Consider the following 20,128-nt stretch of genomic DNA (forward strand, 5'->3'; position numbering starts at 1 on the left):
ACCGGACAGGGCGCTGATGAAATCAAAGCTGAATGAAGAGTTTGAGCGGCTGTGCCGTGAGAAAGGCTTGCGCTTGACCGGGCCGCGCCGCGTCATTCTCGATGTGCTGGCGACGGCATCCGATCACCCGGATGCGATCGACGTGCACAGGCGCGCGATGTCGATCGATCCGAGCATCGCCATTGCGACCGTTTATCGCACCGTGCGACTGCTCCAGGATTCGGGGATTCTGGAAAGAGACGTCCCGGCCGGTCTTGTAGATTGCGCCGCTACGCCCGCTGACGGCGCCGAGCCCCGAGAGCGCCGCCGCGAAGCCTGCGAACGGGCGAGGGCGAACGCGTCCTGAAGCGGGATTGCGGCCGGCACCGAACTATGTTCGGTTACAGTCAGGACTGTCACCGAACACCGTCGCGCATGCTGGCGAACACCATTGACACAAGGAAAGGACGTCGAATGACCACTTGCAATCTTCCGCATCATGCCAATCACGATCACACGCACGGACCGCAATGCGGCCACGTCGCGATTCGGCATGGCGACCATGTGGACTATCTCCATGATGGTCATCTTCACCATCCGCACGCCGATCACGTCGACGAACATCGCATTGAGGTCAACGACAAGAACCCGGATCGTTGCACGCCCGGCCATCGCTGCTCCGGGCATGACGCCGCTCACGTTCACGGCCCCGGCTGCGGCCACGAAGCGGTCCCGCACGGCGATCACGTCGACTATCTCGTCGATGGCCATTTGCATCATCCTCACGACGGTCACTGCGATGATCATGGCGCCGTTGAGGTCGTTCGAAACTAGGACATGACTGCATTGGCCTCAAAACGGGAAGGGCGATGAAACCGCGCTTCCCCGTTTGGGTTTCGTGAACGCTCGGACCATCGCGAAAGTCGAGCGCAACGACCCTAAATCTCGGTGTAGTCTAGATTGGTGTGTTCTCCAGACCAGATCTTGTCCGCGTCGTAGACCCGCTCGCGCCGTCTGGACCTGAAGTTTACGCCGAGAACGACGACGCCGGCGTTCACGGCCTCGCAAACGCGTTTGTCAGGACCGCTGCGATCTTCCGCGATTTGAGGCTTGGTCATTGACACTCCAGGGTGTAATATTATAACAAACGTCCCGTTATAATGTTACATTGCCTGTCGTCAAGGCGAGATTTGAATGGCTCGTGATCCAAAGCAGAATCCCAGGGGCGGCCACGCAGATTTACATGCTCATGCGATCGACGCCGATGCCGTGCAGGGACGCGCGCGCGCTTATGCGGCATCGAAGGGAATCCCGTTCACCCAAATGCGTCAGCGCGTGCTGGCCTTGCTTGCCGCGTCCGGAAAACCCATGGCCGCCTACGAGATCGCCGAGAAGCTGAGCGATGCACGCAGGGTGCAGGCGGTTCAGGTCTACCGCGCGCTCGAATTCCTCCAAGAGGCTGGATGTGTCCATCGGCTGGCATCTCAGTCGTCATATTTTGCTTGCGATCACCAGCATGGGAGCGGCGAGACCGTGGTGTTCATGGTCTGCAGCCAATGCGGCGCGGTTCAGGAAGCGGCCTCGAATCTGGTCGCACGCGGCTTGCTCGGCGTGGCGAAGACGTCAGGTTTCAAGCCATTACATCCCATCGTCGAATTGGAGGGGGAGTGCGCGAGCTGCAATAGCCAGCCCGCACGTTAGACGTGGACCAATTAACGCGCTTGTAGCGGATAGCTGCAACGCCCCGGGCCTCTTGGCGCGTCGGCTTGAGAGGGGCAGTGATAGCCATGGGAGGTCAGTGTCTCGTGTCTCAGACCTTAAACAGAGACATTGATCCGGAAAAAGCCGACGAGAGATCAATTGCCCCACAAGCTCAGCTGGCGGCATCAGGCTGGGTCGTCGTCGTGACGATCACTGTCGATACGAAAACGGACGCTGTTTTCTTCGCCGTGGCCGCACAGTCAGCAGACGAGGCCGAGAAGGCAATACTTCGCTATCCAGGCATATTGCCCAGCGATGCTCGATCCGCTTTACGTCAGCTTTCTTCATCGGAAATATCCCATCTGAAGTTGAAGCCTGGAGGCACACGGCCTTATGACCGGCGAACTGGCTCGCCGGAATCATCCTAGGCGTACACTTCGCTCGCCTGCTCTAGGGAGCAACGAGGATCTGCCGGCAAGCAGCCGGGAGTTCAGCGAGCGTCCGCCCCCGTCGAGGCTTCACCAAGGCTGTTGGGAGCTTTGGACGCAGTACCGGCTCGCTGAACCAGTAGGTGAGATCGCCCGCGCTGCAGCCTTCATTATCTGATGGCGGCGGTTGTGGCTGGCACTCGCTGTTGCCCGCCGGGCATTTGATCCGGATATGGAAATGATAGTCGTGCCCGTACATCGGACGCACCTTGGAAAGCCAGCTTCGGTCGCCCTTGGCCTCGCGGCAGAGCGCCTTCTTGATCGCCGCGTTGACGAAAATGCGCTCGACCGCGGGCTCCTGTGCTGCCGCGCGGACCACGAGCAAATGGCTCGGAGTCCAGGCTTTCGCATCAACGTCGAGACGATCCGGCCGCACCATCATGACCGCCGACATTTCCTCGCGCTCTTTGCGGGACAGTTCCCGGTCCGGCATCGGCGTTAGCCAGATATCGGCGTCGAGCCCAACCTGGTGACTGGCGTGTCCGGTCAGCATGGGACCACCGCGCGGCTGCGAGAGATCGCCGACCAGCAATCCCGGCCAGCCGGCAACTGCGTGCACCGTGTCGGACAGTCGCTCCAACAGCGCGATCATGTCTGGATGTGCCCAATTGCGGTTGCGCGACAACCGCATGACCTGCCAGGTCCTGCCATTGATCGGAAGCGCCTGCGCGCCGGCAAGGCAACCCTTGGCATAGAAGCCGATAGAGCGAACGGCCAATGGCGCCGGCAACATCTTTCGCCCGAAAAGTTCCTTTGCGCCCAGATGAGGATCGTTGGGATTGGTCAGCGGCGGCAGCGGCTTGGAATCCAGCGTGCCCTTATCCTGAGCGTGTGCAGGATTTGTCCACAGGACGACAGCAGACAGCAGGATCATCAAGAGGGCTCGACCGTTCATCGATGGCGATATCCACCTAACTCTCGCTCCGCTCAAAATCCGGCCGAACCGCGGGACGAACGCGCAAGCGCGAGGCCGCCGATCGCGGATGCGAGCACCAGCATCAATGCAGTTCTCCACCAGACGATCCACCTGGTTTCGCTCGCCTGCATTTCAATCCAATGCCATCGAGGCAGGGATGACAGATCTTCCAGGGTCATGGCGCGGCTCTCCAGGATTCGAGGAGAGAAATACTGCCGCCATGTGTTGTGAAAGGCCTCTGTCTGGTCCTTGAAGGCGAGGAATCGCCGTGCGTCGGTGCCGGCAATGGAAGTCAGCGCTTCATTGACGAGGATCGCGGGCGACAGCAAGCTCAGGCGGTCGACCAATTTCTGCTGCTGCAGCAGTTGTTCGTCGAAGCGCTTCAGGACTGGCTCGACTTGCTCGTCGACTTTTTGCTTGGACAGAAAGAATGCACGCATGCGCGAGGGCACTTCGATGCGCTCATCCTTGACCAGCAGGGCTTCGGGATCGGAGGCATAGCGATAATCCGCGCTGTAGAGGTCCTCAAATTCTCGCAATGATTCCGCCGTTGCGACACGCGTGCGGCTCGCCAACTCCGTGCGGGAGGGGGCCGGGCTGATCAGACCCACGACAAGGTTCATTGTCACCGGCAGAATGAGCACAAAAAAAGTCCATGTTGCGACCATGATCAGCGCATTGGTCGAAGAGGAGAGACCGATGGCGTTGATAAGGGCCGCGACCGCGAACCAGAACAAGACATAAGCCGCGACGAGTGCCGACCACGACAGCATCAAAACCAATTGCTCGGTGCCCCGGGCCCCGGGATGGATCAAGAGAAGGACAATGAGCGGCAAGGGGATGACGACTGCCATCAGCGCAAGCGCGCGCACGATGATTTTCCCGCTCAACAATGTCGCCATGGAAAGCGGCTGCGAACACAGCATGCGCAAGGTGCCATGCTCGCGCTCTGCCGACAGCAGATTATAGCTCAGCGTGGTCACCAGCAGCGGCAGTACGAATACGATGACGAACGCAAGGTCGAAGTGCCCGCTAAGCAGATTCCAGGGGTTTTCGATCTCCGTGTCGTACATGAACTGGACTTTGCTCATGTAACTGATGCGATAATAATTGGGCATCATGTCGGACTGGCCGATCGCCAGGGCCGCGAGCGGTGCGTTGGCCATTGTGGCATAGCGCCCGGACAACGTGCCCGCCATGGCAGCGGGGTTCGCCGGATTGGAGAATGGTATCAGCGCCGTTTTCCCTGCGAGAACGGTTCGCAGTGTGCTGGCGTTCGCCGCTTGGGTTTCCTGTTCGTGTTTGAGAACCTGATCGACCATTCGGTCGCGGAGCGTTGCTTGCGACAGTCCCACGAACAGTCCGTAACCCACCATGAGCGCCAGCACGCAACACACCAACGGCAGCGTGCGATCGCGAACAAGGATGCGGGTTTCGTGCAAGACGATCAGCGAAAGGGTCGAGAGCGGACGAGGCTTGGCTTTGTTCATTCGACGTGCCTAGCGCATCAACGGCGGGAGAGCGCGTATTGCGCAAGTGCGGCGGACAAGCAGAACATGACGGCGAGCAGCGCCAGGCTCGTCCAATGATGGGAAAGGGCAAACGATACAGGCGGAGGTTCGTAATTGAACCGCGGTACTCTTGCCCACAGCTCGGGACCGGCCTTGTAGGTGAAATGCGCATTGTTCAGGCGATCGGCGTGTTCGATGAGATCTTCACTGACTATGTCCTGAATCTTCCGGCGTTGGAGTTCGGCAGCGGTTGAAAAGTCCCGATGCTGGGAAAAATCGGTTCCCGCCATGCCCATCGAGAAGCCGCGGAGTGCAACAACCGGAGCAACGAGGCCGACCCATTCCTGCGCGCGTTGTTGACGCTCGAAAGTGTCCCACAGCCTGCCGAAGTTTTCATCGAGCGCGCCGTACCCCGCCTCGTCGTCGACCTTCAGCGCCGCACCCCACTTGCTGAGCGGAATCGATGGATCCCAGGGCGTTTGCGTGCCGAAATGCGCGGACCACGCCTTGCGGCCCGCATCGGCCAGGTCGCGCGTGAGATGATTGTCGAAGTCGAGCCGGGAGGGTGTGGGATAGAGCAAATTTGTCGCCTCGGAGGCCGTGCGCGGCGCGATCAGCGTTGCTGCAACCCAGAAGCCCAGGAGCAAGACGAGCGCGGCCCGTGACGAACGCACGAGGGCGGACACCGCAAGCGTCAGAAACATGAAAATGCCGAGGTAGAAGCCATATCCTGCCACGAGCCAGGCGATCCGATAGACCACGTCGAAACGCTCCGCAGCGGGGAGGCGAGCCACGACGAGCACCGCGAAGGCAAGGCCGACCGGTGCAATCAGAAGACCGACGCAGCTCGCCAGTGCAGCCGCCTTGCCCAACAGAAGGCTTCGCGCGGGCACCCCTAGGCTGAGAAGCTGGCGCAACGTTCCACGTTCGCGCTCGCCGCTCACCGAGTTGAAGCCGATGACGATAATGAGCAGGGGAAGCAAGACCTGAAGAAGCCAGGCTGGCGATAACTCGCCGAAACGCTGCAAGCCGGTTGCATCCTGGGCAGGTCGGAACTTCACTTCGCTCTGGCGATGCGCCTGCAGCCACACGGTCGAGCCGACGAATGGCCCGATGCCCGGATCGAAGACGGAGAGCGGGGGTTCAGGCTTGAACACGTGCATGCCCTGTTCCGCCGCATCGTGCGGATGCCGATGTCCCTGGTGAAGCCAGGCGTCATAATCGAGGGCCTGCCCGGCCATGCGCTCGCTGTTGAGCTGCACCTGCCTGTTCCATCCGGCAGCAAGTGCGACCAGCATGAGGATGACGATGAGCCCGCCGGCCCAAAGCAGGCGCCCGTCGCGAGCCAATTCGCGCAGGTCTTTAGCGGCAATGATCGCGAACACGTCAGTTCTTCATATGCTTGAGGTACAGCGCCTGAAGATCGGCAAGGCTGACGTCCTCGCTCCGGAGATCTTCCACCAGCCTGCCTTGCTTCATGATGCCGATGCGGGTCCCGGTCTGCTTCGCATGGAAGAGGTCGTGCGTCGTCGTCAACACGGCCACGCCCTCATTGCTGGCCTTGACGAGAAGCTCCGAAAACTCATTGGCCGCGGACGGATCGAGTCCCGAAGTTGGCTCGTCGAGCAGGAGGGCTTTGGCATTCTTGGCCAGTGCGATGGCAATCCCCACTTTCTGACGCATGCCTTTCGAATAGGTCGCGACCCGCTCATCTGCTGCTTGGCGAGGCAGGTCTGCCGCCTGGAGCAATTCAAGCAACCGCTCGCGCGACAAACGCTCGCCCGTTGCGAGTGAGGAAAAGAACGCCAGGTTCTCCAAGCCCGAGAGCACGCCATAGAGCGTGATCTGTTCAGGAACGTACGCGAGCAATTTCTTGGTCTCCAGCGATTGGTTCATAACGTCGAGCTTGCCGATCTGCAGGCTGCCGGATGTGGGCTGGAGAAAATTCAGGAACAGATTGACCAGCGTCGTCTTGCCCGCGCCATTGGCCCCAAGCAGACAATAGATTTCGCCGGGTAAGACGCAGAGCGAGACATTGTCCAAAGCACGCTTGGCACCGAACTGCTTCGTCACTTCAATCGCATCGAGCATGAATTTTCGTAAACCTTCACTGCGCCACGTTGCCGAGCCGCTTTCACGCCCCGCAATTAGCAATTTTGAGCTCGTCAAACAGCGCCGCGCGATCAACGGAGGATCAAAGGGTTCTGCTGTCGTGACGTAGGACCGCGTCTTGACGAATGTAATATTATAACATTACATCGCTCTTGTGAAGCCATGACGTGGGGTACATGGCTGCCGCGGGGTAGGGGGCCAGTGTGCGTTACCTATTGTGTTCTGTTTCTCTGTCGAGTCTGTTGATAACGGTCGGCGTGCTGCCATTTGGGGCGGCCCATGGGCAATCCCAGGCGCCTTCGTCGGCGCCTGATCGGGCGGCGACTTCACTTCCGCCTGTCACTGTCGAGGCGCCGCAACGGCGACAAACCGCGAGATCGACGGCGGCTTCGAATTCCAAACGAGGCCGCGTGTCCCAGACAAGCAGAACTGCGCGCCCCTCGACCACCGTTGAGGCCTCGTCGCAATCGCAAGGGCAACAGCAGCTGCCGGCGACGCCACTCAACACCAATGTCGTTACGCCAAGTGCGAGTCGGCTCGGATTGACTCCGCGAGAAATTCCCGCCTCCGTCGAAGTCGTCGGCGCGCAAACGATCCGCGAGCAGGGCTACAATACCATGATCGACACGGTGAAGGGCGCGACCGGCGTGACCGCCGGCGATGCGCCGAGTGACGTGTCGTTCTCCATGCGGGGCTTCCAGAGCGACCAGGTCAACGTGACCTACAACGGCATCAATCTCGGTCCGACCAGCTTCACGTCGCTGAACGCGGAGACGTTCAATCTCGATCGCGTCGAATTTCTCAAAGGGCCGTCATCCCTGATGTCCGGGCAGGGTGCGGTTGGCGGCGCCATCAACTACGTCACCAAGATGCCGCATACCGGCCCGATCACGAATGAAGCATTCATCGGATTCGATTCGTTCGGCAGTATCCGAAGTGGGTACGGCTCTGGCGGCAGCACCAACATCAAAGGCCTCGACTATCGGTTCGACATAAGCGGCGCCAAGCAGAATGGGTTCATCGACGATACCTACGCGAAAAATCTGCACTTTTCCGGGCAACTGGATTATCGCCTGACTAACGCTTTCAAGGTTTTCGGTGCCGCCGAGTACAAGGACTACAACGCGCGCGTCTACGAAGGCACGCCCCTTGTTCCCATCGCCTTCAGTGGCCCCTTCGCAACCTCCGGCATCGTATCAGGGACGAAAGTGTCCAATTACAACGGCACGAACCTCGGCGCAGTCACCATCGACAGCCGGTCCCTGACGACGAACTACAACGTGCTCGACAACCACAAAACGATCAAGGAGTCATGGGCGCGGGGAGGCTTCGAGTGGAACCTGACGAACGATGTCACGCTCCGAAGTCAGGTTTATAACTACAATGCGAGCCGTGATTGGTACAACAACGAGGTGAGCGCCTTCAATGCCGCCACCAACCTGGTCGATCGTGAACGGTTCTTTGTTCATCACAACCAGAATCTGGTCGGCAACAACACGGATCTGACGTGGAATTCGTATCTGTTCGGCATGGAGAACCGGCTTGTCACTGCATTCGAATTCTATCATCTGGATTTTTCGCGACCCGGCGCAGCCAATTATCCCGCCGATCAGGTCACCCTGGTCGATCCCGTTCGTGGCTATTACGGACTGCTGTCGACTCAACGGCAGACGGCGACTATCGATAGCTTCGCAATCAACCTCGAAGACCGGCTGAAGATTACGCAGAATTTCGCTTTGATTGGCGGTCTTCGTTACAACCCCTTCGAACTCGATCGCACATCAACCGATGTCAGCGGCGTGAGCAAGGCCGGGTTTCCTTATTCTGCAAGCTTTCAGCCTGTGACAGGCCGTATTGGCTATACGTGGGAAGCGCTTCCAGGGCTGACGTTCTATAGTCAATACGCGACCGCGAGCGACCTGTCGGCGGGCAGCATTTTCTTACTCGAACCGACCCAGCCGTTGACCTTGACGTCGGCGCGAAGCTACGAGACCGGCGTCAAGAACCTGCTGTGGAATGGCCTCGCCGAATGGACCTTTTCGGCTTTCGATATCGAACGCAGCAATGTGTATTCGGCGCAAGCCGGTCAGACGCTCAATCTCGCCGGAAAGGTCAAATCACAGGGCGTGGAGTTCGCCGCGGCGGCGCGGCCGATCCCGGAGGTCAAGCTCTGGGGCAACGTTGCGTATCTCCATACGCGTTATGCCGACTACGACTTCGCAGGTGGATCATTCTCCGGCAACACACCGCCGAACATACCGGCTGTGATCGTGAACGGCGGGGCTTCCTATCGTTTTCTCAACCCGGGCTGGTTCCCGGTTGAACTCGGTGTGTCAGTCCGCCACGTCGGCGACCGCTTCAGCACCGATGCCAACACGGTGACCATGCTAGCCTACACAACGGCGGACGCCTTTGCGTTTGTCGACATTCCGAAGTCATCGATATTCCCGACTGTAACCGACACGCGCGTCACCTTTCGGGTGCGTAACTTCACCGACGCCAAGTACGCGGCATGGAGCAATCCCTTCTATCCAGACCAGATTCTGCTCGGAGCACCACGCAGCTACGAGGTCGGCGCGTCCTTCAGATTCTGATGCGCGGGGCTCGTTGCGGGCCCTTGTCCGCCGCTGATGAGCATCGCGGCGAGCACGCTCTGAGTTCATACGGGTCCGTCTGTGGCAGGCGCAGCTCGACGCGCAGCATCGGACCTTATCGCTGGTCCTGCCGCGATTGAAATTGCCCTCCTGCTCAGGCGCAGCAAAGGCAGCGACCACAACCAATCGTGATCGACTGCTGGGGCGGTTGCGTGCACAAATGTTATGTTATAACATTACGTATCGACGATTGATTGCGCAGCAATGAAGCTAGACCAGCCGATTCCGGTGACCATCCTCACGGGCTTCCTGGGCTCGGGGAAATCCACGCTGCTCAATGAGCTCCTGGCGAACGAGGCCTTCGCCGACACCGCCGTCATCATCAACGAGTTCGGCGATATATCCATCGACCATGACCTCGTTCGTGTGAACAAGCGCGAACTGATGGTCACAACGACGGGCTGCCTCTGCTGCACAGCTGCCAGCGACATCAGATCTTCCCTGTTCGACCTTTACGACGCCCTGGAGGGCAAGGCTGTCCCGCCCTTCAAGCGTGTGATCGTTGAGACGACCGGACTTGCCGATCCCGCTCCGATCATCAACCAGATCACATCGGGTGGCCTTCCGGCGGTCGGCTATCGGGACCATGTCGTGGCGAGATGTTTTCGATTGTCCGGCGTCGTCTGCACAGTCGACGTGACAATGATCGAAGAGACGATGGAGCGGCACTTCGAATGCATGAAGCAAGTGGCGTTTGCCGATCGTGTCGTCCTGACCAAGACGGATGTTGATGCGGAGGCCGCCGCGGCCCCCGCTCTCTCCCGCTTGTTGTCGAAGATGCGCCAGATCAACGCTGCCGCATCTGTCGTGGACCGCCACGGCAAAGAATTCGATCTGGCAGCCCTCTTTGCTTCACGCCGCTACGTTCCTTCCGAGCAGGGCGGCGATGTGGAGGGATGGTTGGCGCTGGAGGCAGCCTTGGCCCAGCAAGGGCAAGTCCACGGCAATTCCGCAGGTGTCAGCAGCCGCCATGCGGCGGCTGGCATCCAGAGTATGGCATTGCTCGAAAGCCGACCGGTCTCGCCACGAAATCTCGCAACATTCGTTGATCTGCTCAAGGCCGTAGGCGGTCCGCAATTGCTCCGCCTGAAGGGCATCGTCGCGCTGGATGACGATCCCGAGCGGCCACTCGTGGTGCATGGCGTTCAGCATGCGATCCAACAGTACCGGCTTGCGACCTGGCCGTCGGAGGATCGCCGCACCCGGATGGTCGTCATCGCTCATGGGCTCGATGAGGCGGTCGTGAGAACTCTGTTCACGGCGATAACGGGCGTCTCAACGCGCCAGAAGGCCGAATTGATACTGACCGCCGGAGCTGTGAGCGTTCTCGGCTTTGCGCTTGTCGGTGGGCTATTGCTGTTTCTCGGGCACGCCACTGCCGAGATACAACCTCAGCCTGCCATTCCAAACGCAGCGCGACTTCAACACTGAAAGGATCGAGCATGAACGATGTGTCGTTGCAAACCCCGGTCACGGTTCTCACCGGATATCTCGGCGCAGGGAAGACGACTTTGCTGAACCGTATCCTGACCGAGACCCACGGCAAGCGTTATGCGGTGATTGTGAACGAGTTCGGCGAGGTTGGAATCGACAATGATCTGATCGTCAATGCGGACGAAGAAATATTCGAGATGAACAATGGGTGCATCTGCTGCACGGTGAGAGGTGACCTGATCAGGATTCTCGAAGGACTCATGAAACGTCGTGGCAAGTTCGATGGGATCATCGTGGAGACCACCGGGCTTGCCGATCCGGCACCCGTGGCGCAGACCTTTCTCGTAGATGACGACGTTCGTCGCAACACGAAACTCGATGCCATCGTCACGGTCATCGACGCAAAGCACCTCCTGGGAGAGATCGACCAGGCGCACGAAGCGCAAGAGCAGATCGCATTCGCCGACGTCGTCTTGCTCAACAAGACCGACCTGGTCTCGGAGACTGACCTCAAACTCGTCGAGGCAAGGATTCGTTCGATCAATCCCTATGCGATGATCCATCGCACCGAACGTTGCGCGCTCGAGCTCGAGAAAGTGCTGGATAGGAATGCGTTCGATCTCAACAGGGTTCTTGAATTCGAACCTGGCTTCCTCAGTGAAGTTCACGACCATGAGCACGATAGCCACGTGAAGAGTCTGTCGTTGACGACCCAGACACCCCTCATTCCCGAGAAGTTTCTGGCCTGGATGCAGGAGACCGTTCGACAGTTCGGGACGGATATTCTGCGGCTGAAGGGCATTATCCAATTCCAGGACGATCCCGACCGCTTCGTCATTCAGGGAGTGCACATGTTGCTCGAAGGAGATCATCAACGCCCTTGGAAGCCTGATGAGCCCAGAACAAGCCGTCTGGTCTTCATCGGACGCGACCTGCCGGAGGACGTCTTGAAGGCAGGCTTTGAGCGGTGTCAGGGCTCAAGTCACTGATGCAGTCACGGGTGGATGTACTAGAATTACAGCATGGCAGCGGAGTACGCCCGCTGCCATGCCGAGGCCGACGGCCCCGCGCAAGATCCATTCGGACGCAAAAGCATGGCAAAGATTGCCTTACCTATGGCACGGCGGGTCCAAAGAGCCGGCTATCCTCAGGCAGTTCAGGAACTGAAGCTGCAAACGCAGAAGCTGTTGGGCTTGTCGGATGATGTAACTATCTCGGTTAGTGAGCTGAGCTGTCGAGAGCCAGGATGTCCCGACGTCGAAACCATCGTCGCGATCTTGAGAGATGGGGAAAAGCCAACAATTGCACGAGTCCACAAATCCATTCCCGAGGTCACTCTTGATGAACTGAAAGCAGCGTTTGATCTGCGGCGGCTGCCAACCCATTGATCGTGACGGCATTCTGCGCTTCGTCCAGGTACGCTCTGAAAATGGTCGAATGACGAGCTGATTTTGATAGCTTTCTTGTTCGCGGCGGAGCATTCAAGTGTTGATTGACGGCGCGCTCACGGAAGGTGGATTTGAAACCGAGTTTTGTTGCCTCAGGAGAGGCCGCAATCAAATCGCAACGAGTTGGGGAAACGACCGTACTCCGGCGAAGCCAACGGCCGAATCTGTCGTGGGAGCGGTTCAACGCGATCTTGAAGGTCTTCCCGATACCGATCGGGCATGTACACGCCTGGCGTCACCAAATGGCCTGATCAAGTTACTCGTCAGAGGAGCCGGATGCGGGAAAGCTGCACGTCCGGCTCTGTGAGGGGGGCGTCGAGCGATCGACGCCTCTACTCGACCATACTACGATCATCATGCCGGCGACGGATTGCGCCCGATCGGCGGCTTTTGGCGGACTATTAGGGCGTGGCGTGCCAAGTTAGGTTGCTCTCCAGTAAGAAAATGATGCCTCCGAAATAGTGGATTTCGCGATGTTGCGGACCGGTGACTCGAACCCCCGATATTTCGAAATATGCCATCTGCCAACCACAACGAACTTTGCAGTTGGATTTCTCATTGTAAGCCTTTGATCTCTAATGATCGGATTTTGGCTCAGTTGGCAAAAAAATCTTGTAAAATCAACGATCGTATCGTGTCTCTTAATCAGCGGGTCCCAGGTTCGAGCCCTGGTGCGCCCACCACCCTCAAGGGATTGGCCCGCAAGGGCTTTTTTTAATTCCTCGGCAGAACAGAACGGGTCTCGTGCGACGCTTTTGATGGTCGTACGCCGTGCGACGAGTCGGACAATTTGGGCGCGTGCCACCAGGCACAGCGATCGTCAATGGCGGGCCTTTGCGGTGACCGTCATCGCATCCGAAAAATCCGCGGAATCTTTAGTTGGCTGCCGCGAGCAAGTCTATGAATGTTTGAACGATACGGTGCATCGCGAAAGCGGTGTGTGCTGGGTTCTACCGCACCAGGGATGGCAATGCTTTTGCGGCACGCTTCTTTTTGTTAGTGCGGAGCTCGCGAGCCACTTTCGAAGAAGGCGCCACGTCAAGAAGAGTTTTTGTGGTGGCTCGTATGTGTCGAACCAGAATCTTGCAGGCCTTGTCGGCGTTACGCTCCTCGACTGCGGCACGATGCACGTGCCTCTTATCTACTTCGCCACGCATCTTCGAGTAGTTGGGCGATGGAAGTCGGTACCTTTCTGCGCGCTCAAACAGCATGCCCCCCAGGCGGAGCAGCCACAGGGATCCGCAGGGTTCGAACAAGGCTCCGTGATAATCAGCATGAAGGCTATGTCGCCTCTGATCGTTTCGGTGCGTTTCCTTCTCGTACTCCAGAAGCGCCGTGAGCGCATCGCTCACTTTCTTCTTCCAGGTGTCGTCGCCACGCGCAATGGCTCGGCGCAAAGCGAGACTCTCCAGATCGATGCGCGTCTGGGTCAGGTCAATCAGATCGTCCGCCGAAATAGATGCGACGCGATAGCCACGGTGGTCCTCCCAGTCCAACAGGCCTTCCGCAGCTAGCCGCGCGAGCGCTTCACGCACGGCGCTCAAGGATACGTTGTATTGGGCGGCAAGTTCAACACGTTTCGCTCTTCTGAAAATCACGTCGTCGGCAATCAGCAGATCCAAAGCTGCCCGGGTCAACCGTCCCAGCTTTGCTACCTGAACTTGACCGCAGCGGGTTTGGCGCTAACGCCGGTCAAGGACACAAGCGGAAATCAAATTGCGAACTGGCTCGCGGGCGGCGATAGCACATATGCTGGCACCTCTCTCGGGTCGCAATTTGTGAACGGCGGGCCTTACGCATTGCTGGCGGAACGATGCCGAGAATGATTAACAGCGTTCTCATTCGTACGGGGCTGATTCCGACGAGGGCGAGGCAGGCCGCACCAAAGCCCATGCGCAAGACCAAGAATTCAAAGAGCATTTCGCCAATCCTGATCCGTAAAGCCTCGGTCCGTTCCTATGCCCGAACAACGGCGGGATATCGCCGAGCATGTTTATGGAGGTTGCAGAGATTACCTGAACGTTGCCGGCGCGCGGCGGGAATGCATCAATCGGTGATGAAGCCGATATCACCGCGACGGGCTCCTGTTGATCCTGTTCGGCCATAAAGGCGATTGATGTTGCCGATGAGAGTGGCTTGCGGGTCGCTCGGCCCGACAAAGCCGTCGTCCGGCCGCGACAGTTCTCTCGGACTCACGGCGCGAACGAGGTAAGGCGTCACGAGGACGACGAGTTCGGTCTGGTTGTTGACGAAGTCCTGACTCCTGAAGAGCGCACCCAACAGCGGCACCTGCATCAGCCCGGGCATTCCATTCACGGCTCGCTTTGTCTGGTCTTGAATCAGGCCGGCGATTGCCATGGACCCGCCCGACGGGATCTCGAGCGTGCTCTCGGCTCGCCGCGTCTTGATGGATGGAACCGTCAGAGAGTTGGTCGTGTTGTCGCTCACCGCCTGGGACAAGGTGATCGAATTCTCGTTCGAGAGGTCCGACACCTCGGTCATCAAGTGCAAGCTGATGCGGCCTTCCGCCAGCACAACCGGCGTGAAGCTCAACGACATTCCGAACTTCTTGAAGCTGATTTGGGTCGTGCACACATGGGTTGTGGGGTCGCAAGAATACCCCGCCGGAACAGGAAACTCCCCACCGGAAACAAAGGTGGCGGCCTCTCCCGATATCGCCATCAGCGTAGGTTCCGCCAACGTGCGTACGATACCCGCCTTCTCCATTGCCCTCAACGTGGCCGTCGTTCCACCGGCTGACAGAGCCACGCTGTTGCCATCGACAAGATTCTTGCCGTAAGCTGTGAATGGATTCGAGTACGTCAGGCTCACAACCGATGTGCCTGAGCTGAGGCTCGTGCTGAGATCCACGCCAAGCTGCTTTACGATCTCGCGTGAAATCTCGGCGACCGTCACCTTCAACATGACCTGGTCGCGGCCCCGGACCGCGATCGAGTTGACGACCTTGTCGGCCGCTCCCGTGAGGCGTGCAGCAATATCGTTGGCCTGCTGGGCTTCGAGGGGTGTGGCGACGGTGCCGGTCAGGATTACGCCATCGCCGACGCCGTCGATCTGGATTTTGGCGGTGGGAAGCGCCTGCTTCAATGCGGCACGAACACCGTTCAGGTCGCGCTTGACGGCGATGTCGCAGGCGACGATCGACTGGCCGACAGTATCAAAGAACACGACGTTGGTTTGCCCAACAGCGGCGCCGATGATGTAGGCGCGCTGTGTCGATCGCAGCACCACGTTTGCTATCTTGGGATCCGCGACCAGCACGTCCTTTACATCACGTGGAAGGTCGATGACGATCGATTTACCTATGCCGAGGGACACAAACCGCGCATCGAACTGGCCGATCGGGTCTCCTTGTCTTGCGGATCTGCGGTCCGATGCGTCCGCTCCCGACGAGGGTCCAAAGGCAACAACTGCCAGAAAGAGGAGAACTGGAAGCCGGTGCCTGGAAGCACGCAACGATGGTCTGATGTCGCCCTGCATAACGATTATCCTTGACATCTCATCCTCGGAGGGCATCACGGGTTCCTCGCAGGAGCACGTGACGACCAACGCGGATTGAACGCTGCAGGTCAGGCGGTCAGGCGCCTCCAACTCAATTGAAACAAAATTGAAATCAGCGACATACGAGGAAAAAGAACGCTAACGTTCCCCTCGCGGCAGGCATCGAACCGATGACTCGTAATGCCAGCGTGGCTTTGCTTGACGCATCCGCTTCCGCACCAATACGCAACATAGCCAGGCTTCGCCTATTGCCATGGTTTCCGAAGGAGAGGGGCCACCTCTGCTTCAATCGTGGCTACGGCCCGCATTGGAAAGCAGCAGGCGGACGCGAAGACCCCTCGGTTCGTTGTCGAGCAGCAGCAGCGTTCCGTCATGCGCGGTCACGATCGCCTGCGTGATCGAGAGGCCGAGGCCAAATCCCGCCGTTTCGTCCATGGTGCGGGCTTCCTCTCCTCGCACGAAGGGTTCCAGCATCGCCGCCTTCCTCTCATCGGGTATTCCAGGGCCGTCGTCGACGACGTCGATGACGATCTGGTTGCCGGAGATCAGGAGCTCGACGCCGACTTCGGTTCCGAAGCGCGTGGCGTTTTCGACCAGGTTTGTGACCGCGCGGATGATCTCGTCCGGCCGGACGATGAACGCGGCTCTGTCCGGACCAAGATAGTGCACCGCGTAGCCGCTATCGGAGAACTGGTCGCAAACCATCTGGAGCAGCGCGGCAACGTCGACCAGTGTCGGTCTGGCAGCGCTTTCACTGCGCAGCAGCGAGAGCACCGACTCCAGCATCGACTGCATCTGATCGAGGTCGCGTACGGTCTGGGTGCGCTGTGCCGGATCCTCGATGTACTCCGAGCGCAGCCGCAGGCGCGTGATCGGGGTGCGCAGGTCGTGGCTGATGGCGGCCAGCATTCGAGTTCTATCGTTCATCAGTGCGGTAACGCGTTCGCGCATCCGGTTGAGCGCTCTCGCCGCGGATCGGATTTCCTCCGGACCGTTTTCAGGCAACGGCTCGGACGAGCGATTCAAGCTGAAGTCCTCCGCCGCGCGCGCGAAGGCCGACAGGGGTGAACTGAGCGCGCGGCCGGCCCAGATGCCGAGCAGCGTCACGCTTGCCACCAGGAACAGGAGCGTGCTCGTCCAGAGGCCGCTCACGAAGTCAGGCATCTTGAATGTCCCGATCGTCGCCTCGAGCACGTCGCCGTTTGCCAGATAGAACCAGAGGCGATTGTCTTCCGGTGTGGAACCGCGAATGAGATCGACCGGGCCTCCGATAGTCGAGGGGGTGGCCATGCGCGTCCGCTCCGGCAATGGAGCGGTGGAGGCGGAAACATCCCTTCTCAACTGCAGCTTCAGCGCCGGAAAGGTCCGGCTGGCGTTCTCGAGAACGACATCTCGCTCTCCCTGCGGCGTATTGACGATGATCCTCGCAATCAGCTCGAACTGCTTCAGGGGGCTGTCCGTCAGAACGTTCGGCCGGTTGAGCAGAAAATATCCGGCAATCAGCAAATGGATCAGGATCAGTGATCCTAGAACCAAGGCCGCGATCTGGCCGCTGATTCGCCTGAAGCTGAACAGCGCGACGATGTCGGCGGCGCGTCTCATGCTTCCTCCACCACCGGCGTGAAGATGTAGCCGCCGGTGCGGACGGTCTTGATCACGGACGTGTCTTGGGTGCGGTCGAGCTTGCGGCGCAACCGGCTGACCAGCACGTCGATGCTGCGGCCGAAGCTGCCGCCGGGCCGGCCGCGCGTCATGCTCAGGAGATTGTCGCGGGTGAGGATGCGTCCGGCCCGTTCGCAGAAAGCCTGCAGCAGATCGAACTCGGCGCTGGTCAGCGGCACCTGCGCGCCCTCGGGATCGCGCAACTCCCGCAAACGAAGATCGATGATCCAGCCCAGGAATTTCAGGCGTGTCGCCGCGCCGGCGGCGGCACGGCCGCTCGCCTGGCGGCGCAGCACAGCGTTGATCCTGGCGAGAAGCTCGCGCGGGTTGAACGGCTTCGGCAGATAGTCGTCAGCCCCCATCTCGAGACCGAGGATCCGGTCGAGATCCTCGCCCTTCGCGGTGAGGATGATGATCGGCGTCATGGATTCCATGCGCACGCGGCGGCAGAGGCTCAGACCGTCCTCGCCCGGCAGCATCAGGTCGAGCACGATCAGGTCCACCCGGTTTTGCGAGAGATGCCGGTCCATCTCCCTGCCGTTCGTGACCAGGTGGACCTCGAACGAATGCTCCCGCAGATAGCGCGCGATGAGGTCGCGGGTCTGCCGGTCATCCTCGACGATCAGGATGTTCTGGGTGCCGTTGGTCATGTTTGAGATCGCATCGGGGCTGCCGATCGTTGATCGATTTGCGGACGATTGTCTCGCCCGAAGAACTACGGTCATGTCTGCAATCCTACGGTCAGTCACGGCTCAACGCCACCACGGGGTCCAGGAAGGCGGCGCGGCGGGCGGGGAAGAAACCGAAGGCCACCCCGATCCCGGTCGAGGTCAGGAATGCCGCGCCGATCGAGAACAGCGAATAGCTGACCTGGAATCCGGGCATCGCCATGTTGACCAGCGTCCCGAGCAGGATCGCGACGAGGATGCCGGCGATGCCGCCGATGGACGAGATCAAGGTCGCCTCCACCAGGAACTGCTGGAGGATGTCGCTGCGTCTGGCGCCGACCGCCATGCGCACGCCGATCTCGTTGATTCGCTCGGAGACGGACACCAGCATGATGTTCATCACGCCGATGCCGCCGACGACCAGCGAGATCACCGCGATCGCCGCCACGAGGAACGCCAGGGTCTGCGTCGTGCTGGTGATGGTGCGGCGGATGTCGTCGGTATTGAGGATGACGAAATCCTTGACGTTGTGCCGCTGCGTCAGCAGCGTGGTGACCGCGTCCTGGGCCAGCGTGGTCGAAATCTCGTCGCTGATCCGGAGCAGGATGCTGCGAAGCGAGCGGTCGCCCGTGAACTGCGCCTGCACCGTGGTGTAGGGAAGATAGACCGAAAGGTTCTGGTTCGAGCCGAAGCCGCCCTGCTGCTGGGCGATGACGCCGACGATGCGACAGGGCACCTTGCCGAGCCAGATGACGCGGCCGATCCCCGAGGTCTGGTCGTCGGCGAAGAAGGTCTTGCGGGTGTTGTCGTCGATGACGGCTTGCCGCTCGATGTTGCGCACCGCGTCGGAGTCGAACAGGCGGCCTTTCGCCAGCTTGGCGCCCTTGACCTGGAAATAGCTCTCGCCGACACCGTTGACCAGCACGTTCGATTCGTTGCCGCGGTAGCGCACCGTCGTGCTGGTCGAGACCGTCGGTGTGACCCCGGCAATGAAGCTCTGCTGGCCGAGCGCGCGGGCATCGCCGAGGACGAGCGTCTTGATCTTGCCGGCGCGCGCGTCGCCAAAGTCCTTGCCCGGAAACACCTCGATCGTGTTGGTGCCGAGGCTCGAAATGTCCGACAGCACCTTGCGCTGTGAGGCGTTGCCCAGCGCAACAACGGAGGACACTGCCGCGATGCCGATGATGATTCCGAGCATGGTCAGGAAGGCGCGCAGCCGGTGCGCGGCCATCGCCACCAGCGCCATCCGCGTGGCTTCCCGCAGGCGCCGCAGCGCGCGGGGCCAGCCGGGGCCGCTATCCCAAGGGGCCCGAGCCGCCGCGACAGGCGGTGCCGATACGCCTGCGGTCTCGGTGCGGCGATCGGAAACGATCCTGCCGTCGCGCAGCTCGATGATGCGCTCGGCCCGCGCGGCGACGTCGGCATCGTGGGTAACGATGATGATCGTCCGTCCCTCGCCGTGCAGCTCCTTCAGGATCTTCAGGACCTCCTCGCCGCTGCGCCGGTCGAGCGCGCCGGTCGGCTCGTCCGCCAGGATGACTTCGGCGCCGTTGATCAGTGCCCGTGCGATCGAGACGCGCTGCTGCTGGCCGCCCGACAGCTGGTTCGGGCGGTGGCCGCGCCGGTCGTCCACACCAAGCCTTGCGAGCAGCTGCTCTGCGCGCGTGCGGCGCTCCCGCGCCTTCATCCCGGCATAGATCGCCGGGATCTCGACGTTCTCGGCGGCGGAGAGGTCGCCGAGCAAATGATAGCGCTGGAAGATGAAGCCGAAATGCTCGCGCCGCAGCGCCGCCAGCTCGTCTGCGTCGAGTTCGGAGGCGTTCTTGCCGGCGACACGATAGGTGCCGGAGGTCGGGCGATCGAGGCAGCCAAGAATGTTGAGCAGCGTCGATTTGCCGGATCCGGACGAGCCGATGATCGCCACCATCTCGCCAGGCTGGATACTCAGCGACAGATCGTCGAGCGCAACCACGCGCGTGTCACCGGCCGCAAATTCCCGCCTGACGTTCTCGAGGGCGATGATCGGATCGGCCATC

The 20,128-nt window shown here is 60.1% G+C and carries 18 protein-coding genes; 8 read left to right on the top strand and 10 right to left on the bottom strand.

Annotated elements, in window-relative coordinates; genetic code table 11:
* Window positions 1–16: 16 nt before the first annotated feature.
* Together H1B27_RS00425 and H1B27_RS00430 are read left to right on the top strand one after the other, a co-directional pair.
* Complete coding sequence (locus H1B27_RS00425) at window positions 17–346, top strand: Fur family transcriptional regulator (protein ID WP_197964559.1); 330 nt, start codon at window positions 17–19, stop codon at window positions 344–346.
* A gap of 210 nt (window positions 347–556) precedes the next feature.
* Window positions 557–820, top strand: coding sequence for a hypothetical protein (locus tag H1B27_RS00430; RefSeq protein ID WP_197964560.1), 264 nt, complete (start codon window positions 557–559; stop codon window positions 818–820).
* Window positions 821–917: 97 nt separating this feature from the next.
* On the opposite strand, the gene H1B27_RS00435 is transcribed toward H1B27_RS00430, so the two are convergent.
* Window positions 918–1,097 carry a hypothetical protein gene (locus H1B27_RS00435; protein ID WP_197964561.1) on the bottom strand — a complete coding sequence of 60 codons (180 nt, stop codon included), beginning with the start codon at window positions 1,095–1,097 and terminating at the stop codon, window positions 918–920.
* Window positions 1,098–1,173: 76 nt separating this feature from the next.
* Between H1B27_RS00435 and H1B27_RS00440 the strand changes: the two genes are divergently transcribed.
* Window positions 1,174–1,680 (top strand): Fur family transcriptional regulator, encoded by a 507-nt coding sequence (locus H1B27_RS00440; RefSeq protein ID WP_197964562.1) that lies wholly within the window; start codon window positions 1,174–1,176, stop codon window positions 1,678–1,680.
* Window positions 1,681–1,784: 104 nt separating this feature from the next.
* Window positions 1,785–2,108, top strand: coding sequence for a hypothetical protein (locus H1B27_RS00445; RefSeq protein ID WP_197964563.1), 324 nt, complete (start codon window positions 1,785–1,787; stop codon window positions 2,106–2,108).
* Between the two features lie 22 nt (window positions 2,109–2,130).
* Here the strand turns inward: H1B27_RS00445 and mepA are convergent, their stop codons facing one another.
* Genes mepA through H1B27_RS00465 form a run of 4 tightly spaced genes read right to left on the bottom strand, consistent with a single transcriptional unit; the run spans window position 2,131 to window position 6,686 of the window.
* Window positions 2,131–3,063: a penicillin-insensitive murein endopeptidase gene (gene mepA / locus H1B27_RS00450; RefSeq protein ID WP_197964705.1), complete on the bottom strand. Its 933-nt coding sequence runs from the start codon at window positions 3,061–3,063 to the stop codon at window positions 2,131–2,133.
* Window positions 3,064–3,095: 32 nt separating this feature from the next.
* Window positions 3,096–4,574, bottom strand: a complete 1,479-nt coding sequence (locus tag H1B27_RS00455; protein WP_197964564.1) for a DUF3526 domain-containing protein — start codon at window positions 4,572–4,574, stop codon at window positions 3,096–3,098.
* Between the two features lie 17 nt (window positions 4,575–4,591).
* Window positions 4,592–5,980, bottom strand: a complete 1,389-nt coding sequence (locus H1B27_RS40940) for an ABC transporter permease subunit (protein WP_197964565.1) — start codon at window positions 5,978–5,980, stop codon at window positions 4,592–4,594.
* 1 nt (window position 5,981) lies between these two features.
* Window positions 5,982–6,686, bottom strand: a complete 705-nt coding sequence (locus tag H1B27_RS00465; protein WP_197964566.1) for an ABC transporter ATP-binding protein — start codon at window positions 6,684–6,686, stop codon at window positions 5,982–5,984.
* Window positions 6,687–6,964: 278 nt separating this feature from the next.
* Here H1B27_RS00465 and H1B27_RS00470 point away from each other — a divergent pair, with 278 nt between their 5' ends.
* The 4 genes from H1B27_RS00470 (at window position 6,965) to H1B27_RS00485 (ending at window position 12,183) form a co-directional block, all read left to right on the top strand.
* A complete protein-coding gene (locus H1B27_RS00470; RefSeq protein ID WP_311976918.1) occupies window positions 6,965–9,301 on the top strand; it encodes a TonB-dependent receptor in 2,337 nt (778 codons plus the stop codon).
* Window positions 9,302–9,565: 264 nt separating this feature from the next.
* Complete coding sequence (locus H1B27_RS00475) at window positions 9,566–10,792, top strand: CobW family GTP-binding protein (RefSeq protein ID WP_197964567.1); 1,227 nt, start codon at window positions 9,566–9,568, stop codon at window positions 10,790–10,792.
* Window positions 10,793–10,803: 11 nt separating this feature from the next.
* Window positions 10,804–11,784 carry a CobW family GTP-binding protein gene (locus H1B27_RS00480; protein ID WP_197964568.1) on the top strand — a complete coding sequence of 327 codons (981 nt, stop codon included), beginning with the start codon at window positions 10,804–10,806 and terminating at the stop codon, window positions 11,782–11,784.
* Window positions 11,785–11,889: 105 nt separating this feature from the next.
* Window positions 11,890–12,183 (top strand): nitrate reductase, encoded by a 294-nt coding sequence (locus tag H1B27_RS00485; RefSeq protein WP_210343165.1) that lies wholly within the window; start codon window positions 11,890–11,892, stop codon window positions 12,181–12,183.
* Window positions 12,184–13,193: 1,010 nt separating this feature from the next.
* On the opposite strand, the gene H1B27_RS00490 is transcribed toward H1B27_RS00485, so the two are convergent.
* From H1B27_RS00490 to H1B27_RS00510, 5 genes are all read right to left on the bottom strand, one after another.
* Window positions 13,194–13,865, bottom strand: a complete 672-nt coding sequence (locus H1B27_RS00490; RefSeq protein WP_197964570.1) for a GntR family transcriptional regulator — start codon at window positions 13,863–13,865, stop codon at window positions 13,194–13,196.
* A 424-nt stretch (window positions 13,866–14,289) separates the two neighbouring features.
* Entirely contained in the window at window positions 14,290–15,741 is a 1,452-nt protein-coding gene (locus H1B27_RS00495; protein WP_210343166.1) for a type II and III secretion system protein family protein, read from the bottom strand.
* A 306-nt stretch (window positions 15,742–16,047) separates the two neighbouring features.
* Window positions 16,048–17,364 (bottom strand): ATP-binding protein, encoded by a 1,317-nt coding sequence (locus H1B27_RS00500; RefSeq protein WP_197964571.1) that lies wholly within the window; start codon window positions 17,362–17,364, stop codon window positions 16,048–16,050.
* Window positions 17,361–18,074, bottom strand: a complete 714-nt coding sequence (locus H1B27_RS00505; RefSeq protein WP_197964572.1) for a response regulator — start codon at window positions 18,072–18,074, stop codon at window positions 17,361–17,363. Before H1B27_RS00505 ends, H1B27_RS00500 begins: the two co-directional genes overlap by 4 nt.
* A gap of 91 nt (window positions 18,075–18,165) precedes the next feature.
* Complete coding sequence (locus H1B27_RS00510; protein ID WP_197964573.1) at window positions 18,166–20,127, bottom strand: MacB family efflux pump subunit; 1,962 nt, start codon at window positions 20,125–20,127, stop codon at window positions 18,166–18,168.
* Window position 20,128: the final 1 nt, after the last annotated feature.

Source organism: Bradyrhizobium diversitatis (assembly GCF_016031635.1).
In the GTDB taxonomy this organism is placed as follows: domain Bacteria; phylum Pseudomonadota; class Alphaproteobacteria; order Rhizobiales; family Xanthobacteraceae; genus Bradyrhizobium; species Bradyrhizobium diversitatis.

Excerpts from the sequence above, each read along its gene's own strand:
- H1B27_RS00425 (WP_197964559.1), top strand. The coding sequence starts at position 17 with ATGAAATCAAAGCTGAATGAAGAGTTTGAGCGGCTGTGCCGTGAGAAA.
- H1B27_RS00430 (WP_197964560.1), top strand. The coding sequence starts at position 557 with ATGATGGTCATCTTCACCATCCGCACGCCGATCACGTCGACGAACATC.
- H1B27_RS00435 (WP_197964561.1), bottom strand. The coding sequence starts at position 1,097 with ATGACCAAGCCTCAAATCGCGGAAGATCGCAGCGGTCCTGACAAACGC.
- H1B27_RS00440 (WP_197964562.1), top strand. The coding sequence starts at position 1,174 with ATGGCTCGTGATCCAAAGCAGAATCCCAGGGGCGGCCACGCAGATTTA.
- mepA (WP_197964705.1), bottom strand. The coding sequence starts at position 3,063 with ATGAACGGTCGAGCCCTCTTGATGATCCTGCTGTCTGCTGTCGTCCTG.
- H1B27_RS00455 (WP_197964564.1), bottom strand. The coding sequence starts at position 4,574 with ATGAACAAAGCCAAGCCTCGTCCGCTCTCGACCCTTTCGCTGATCGTC.
- H1B27_RS00465 (WP_197964566.1), bottom strand. The coding sequence starts at position 6,686 with ATGCTCGATGCGATTGAAGTGACGAAGCAGTTCGGTGCCAAGCGTGCT.
- H1B27_RS00475 (WP_197964567.1), top strand. The coding sequence starts at position 9,566 with ATGAAGCTAGACCAGCCGATTCCGGTGACCATCCTCACGGGCTTCCTG.
- H1B27_RS00480 (WP_197964568.1), top strand. The coding sequence starts at position 10,804 with ATGAACGATGTGTCGTTGCAAACCCCGGTCACGGTTCTCACCGGATAT.
- H1B27_RS00485 (WP_210343165.1), top strand. The coding sequence starts at position 11,890 with ATGGCAAAGATTGCCTTACCTATGGCACGGCGGGTCCAAAGAGCCGGC.
- H1B27_RS00495 (WP_210343166.1), bottom strand. The coding sequence starts at position 15,741 with ATGCAGGGCGACATCAGACCATCGTTGCGTGCTTCCAGGCACCGGCTT.
- H1B27_RS00500 (WP_197964571.1), bottom strand. The coding sequence starts at position 17,364 with ATGAGACGCGCCGCCGACATCGTCGCGCTGTTCAGCTTCAGGCGAATC.
- H1B27_RS00505 (WP_197964572.1), bottom strand. The coding sequence starts at position 18,074 with ATGACCAACGGCACCCAGAACATCCTGATCGTCGAGGATGACCGGCAG.
- H1B27_RS00510 (WP_197964573.1), bottom strand. The coding sequence starts at position 20,127 with ATGGCCGATCCGATCATCGCCCTCGAGAACGTCAGGCGGGAATTTGCG.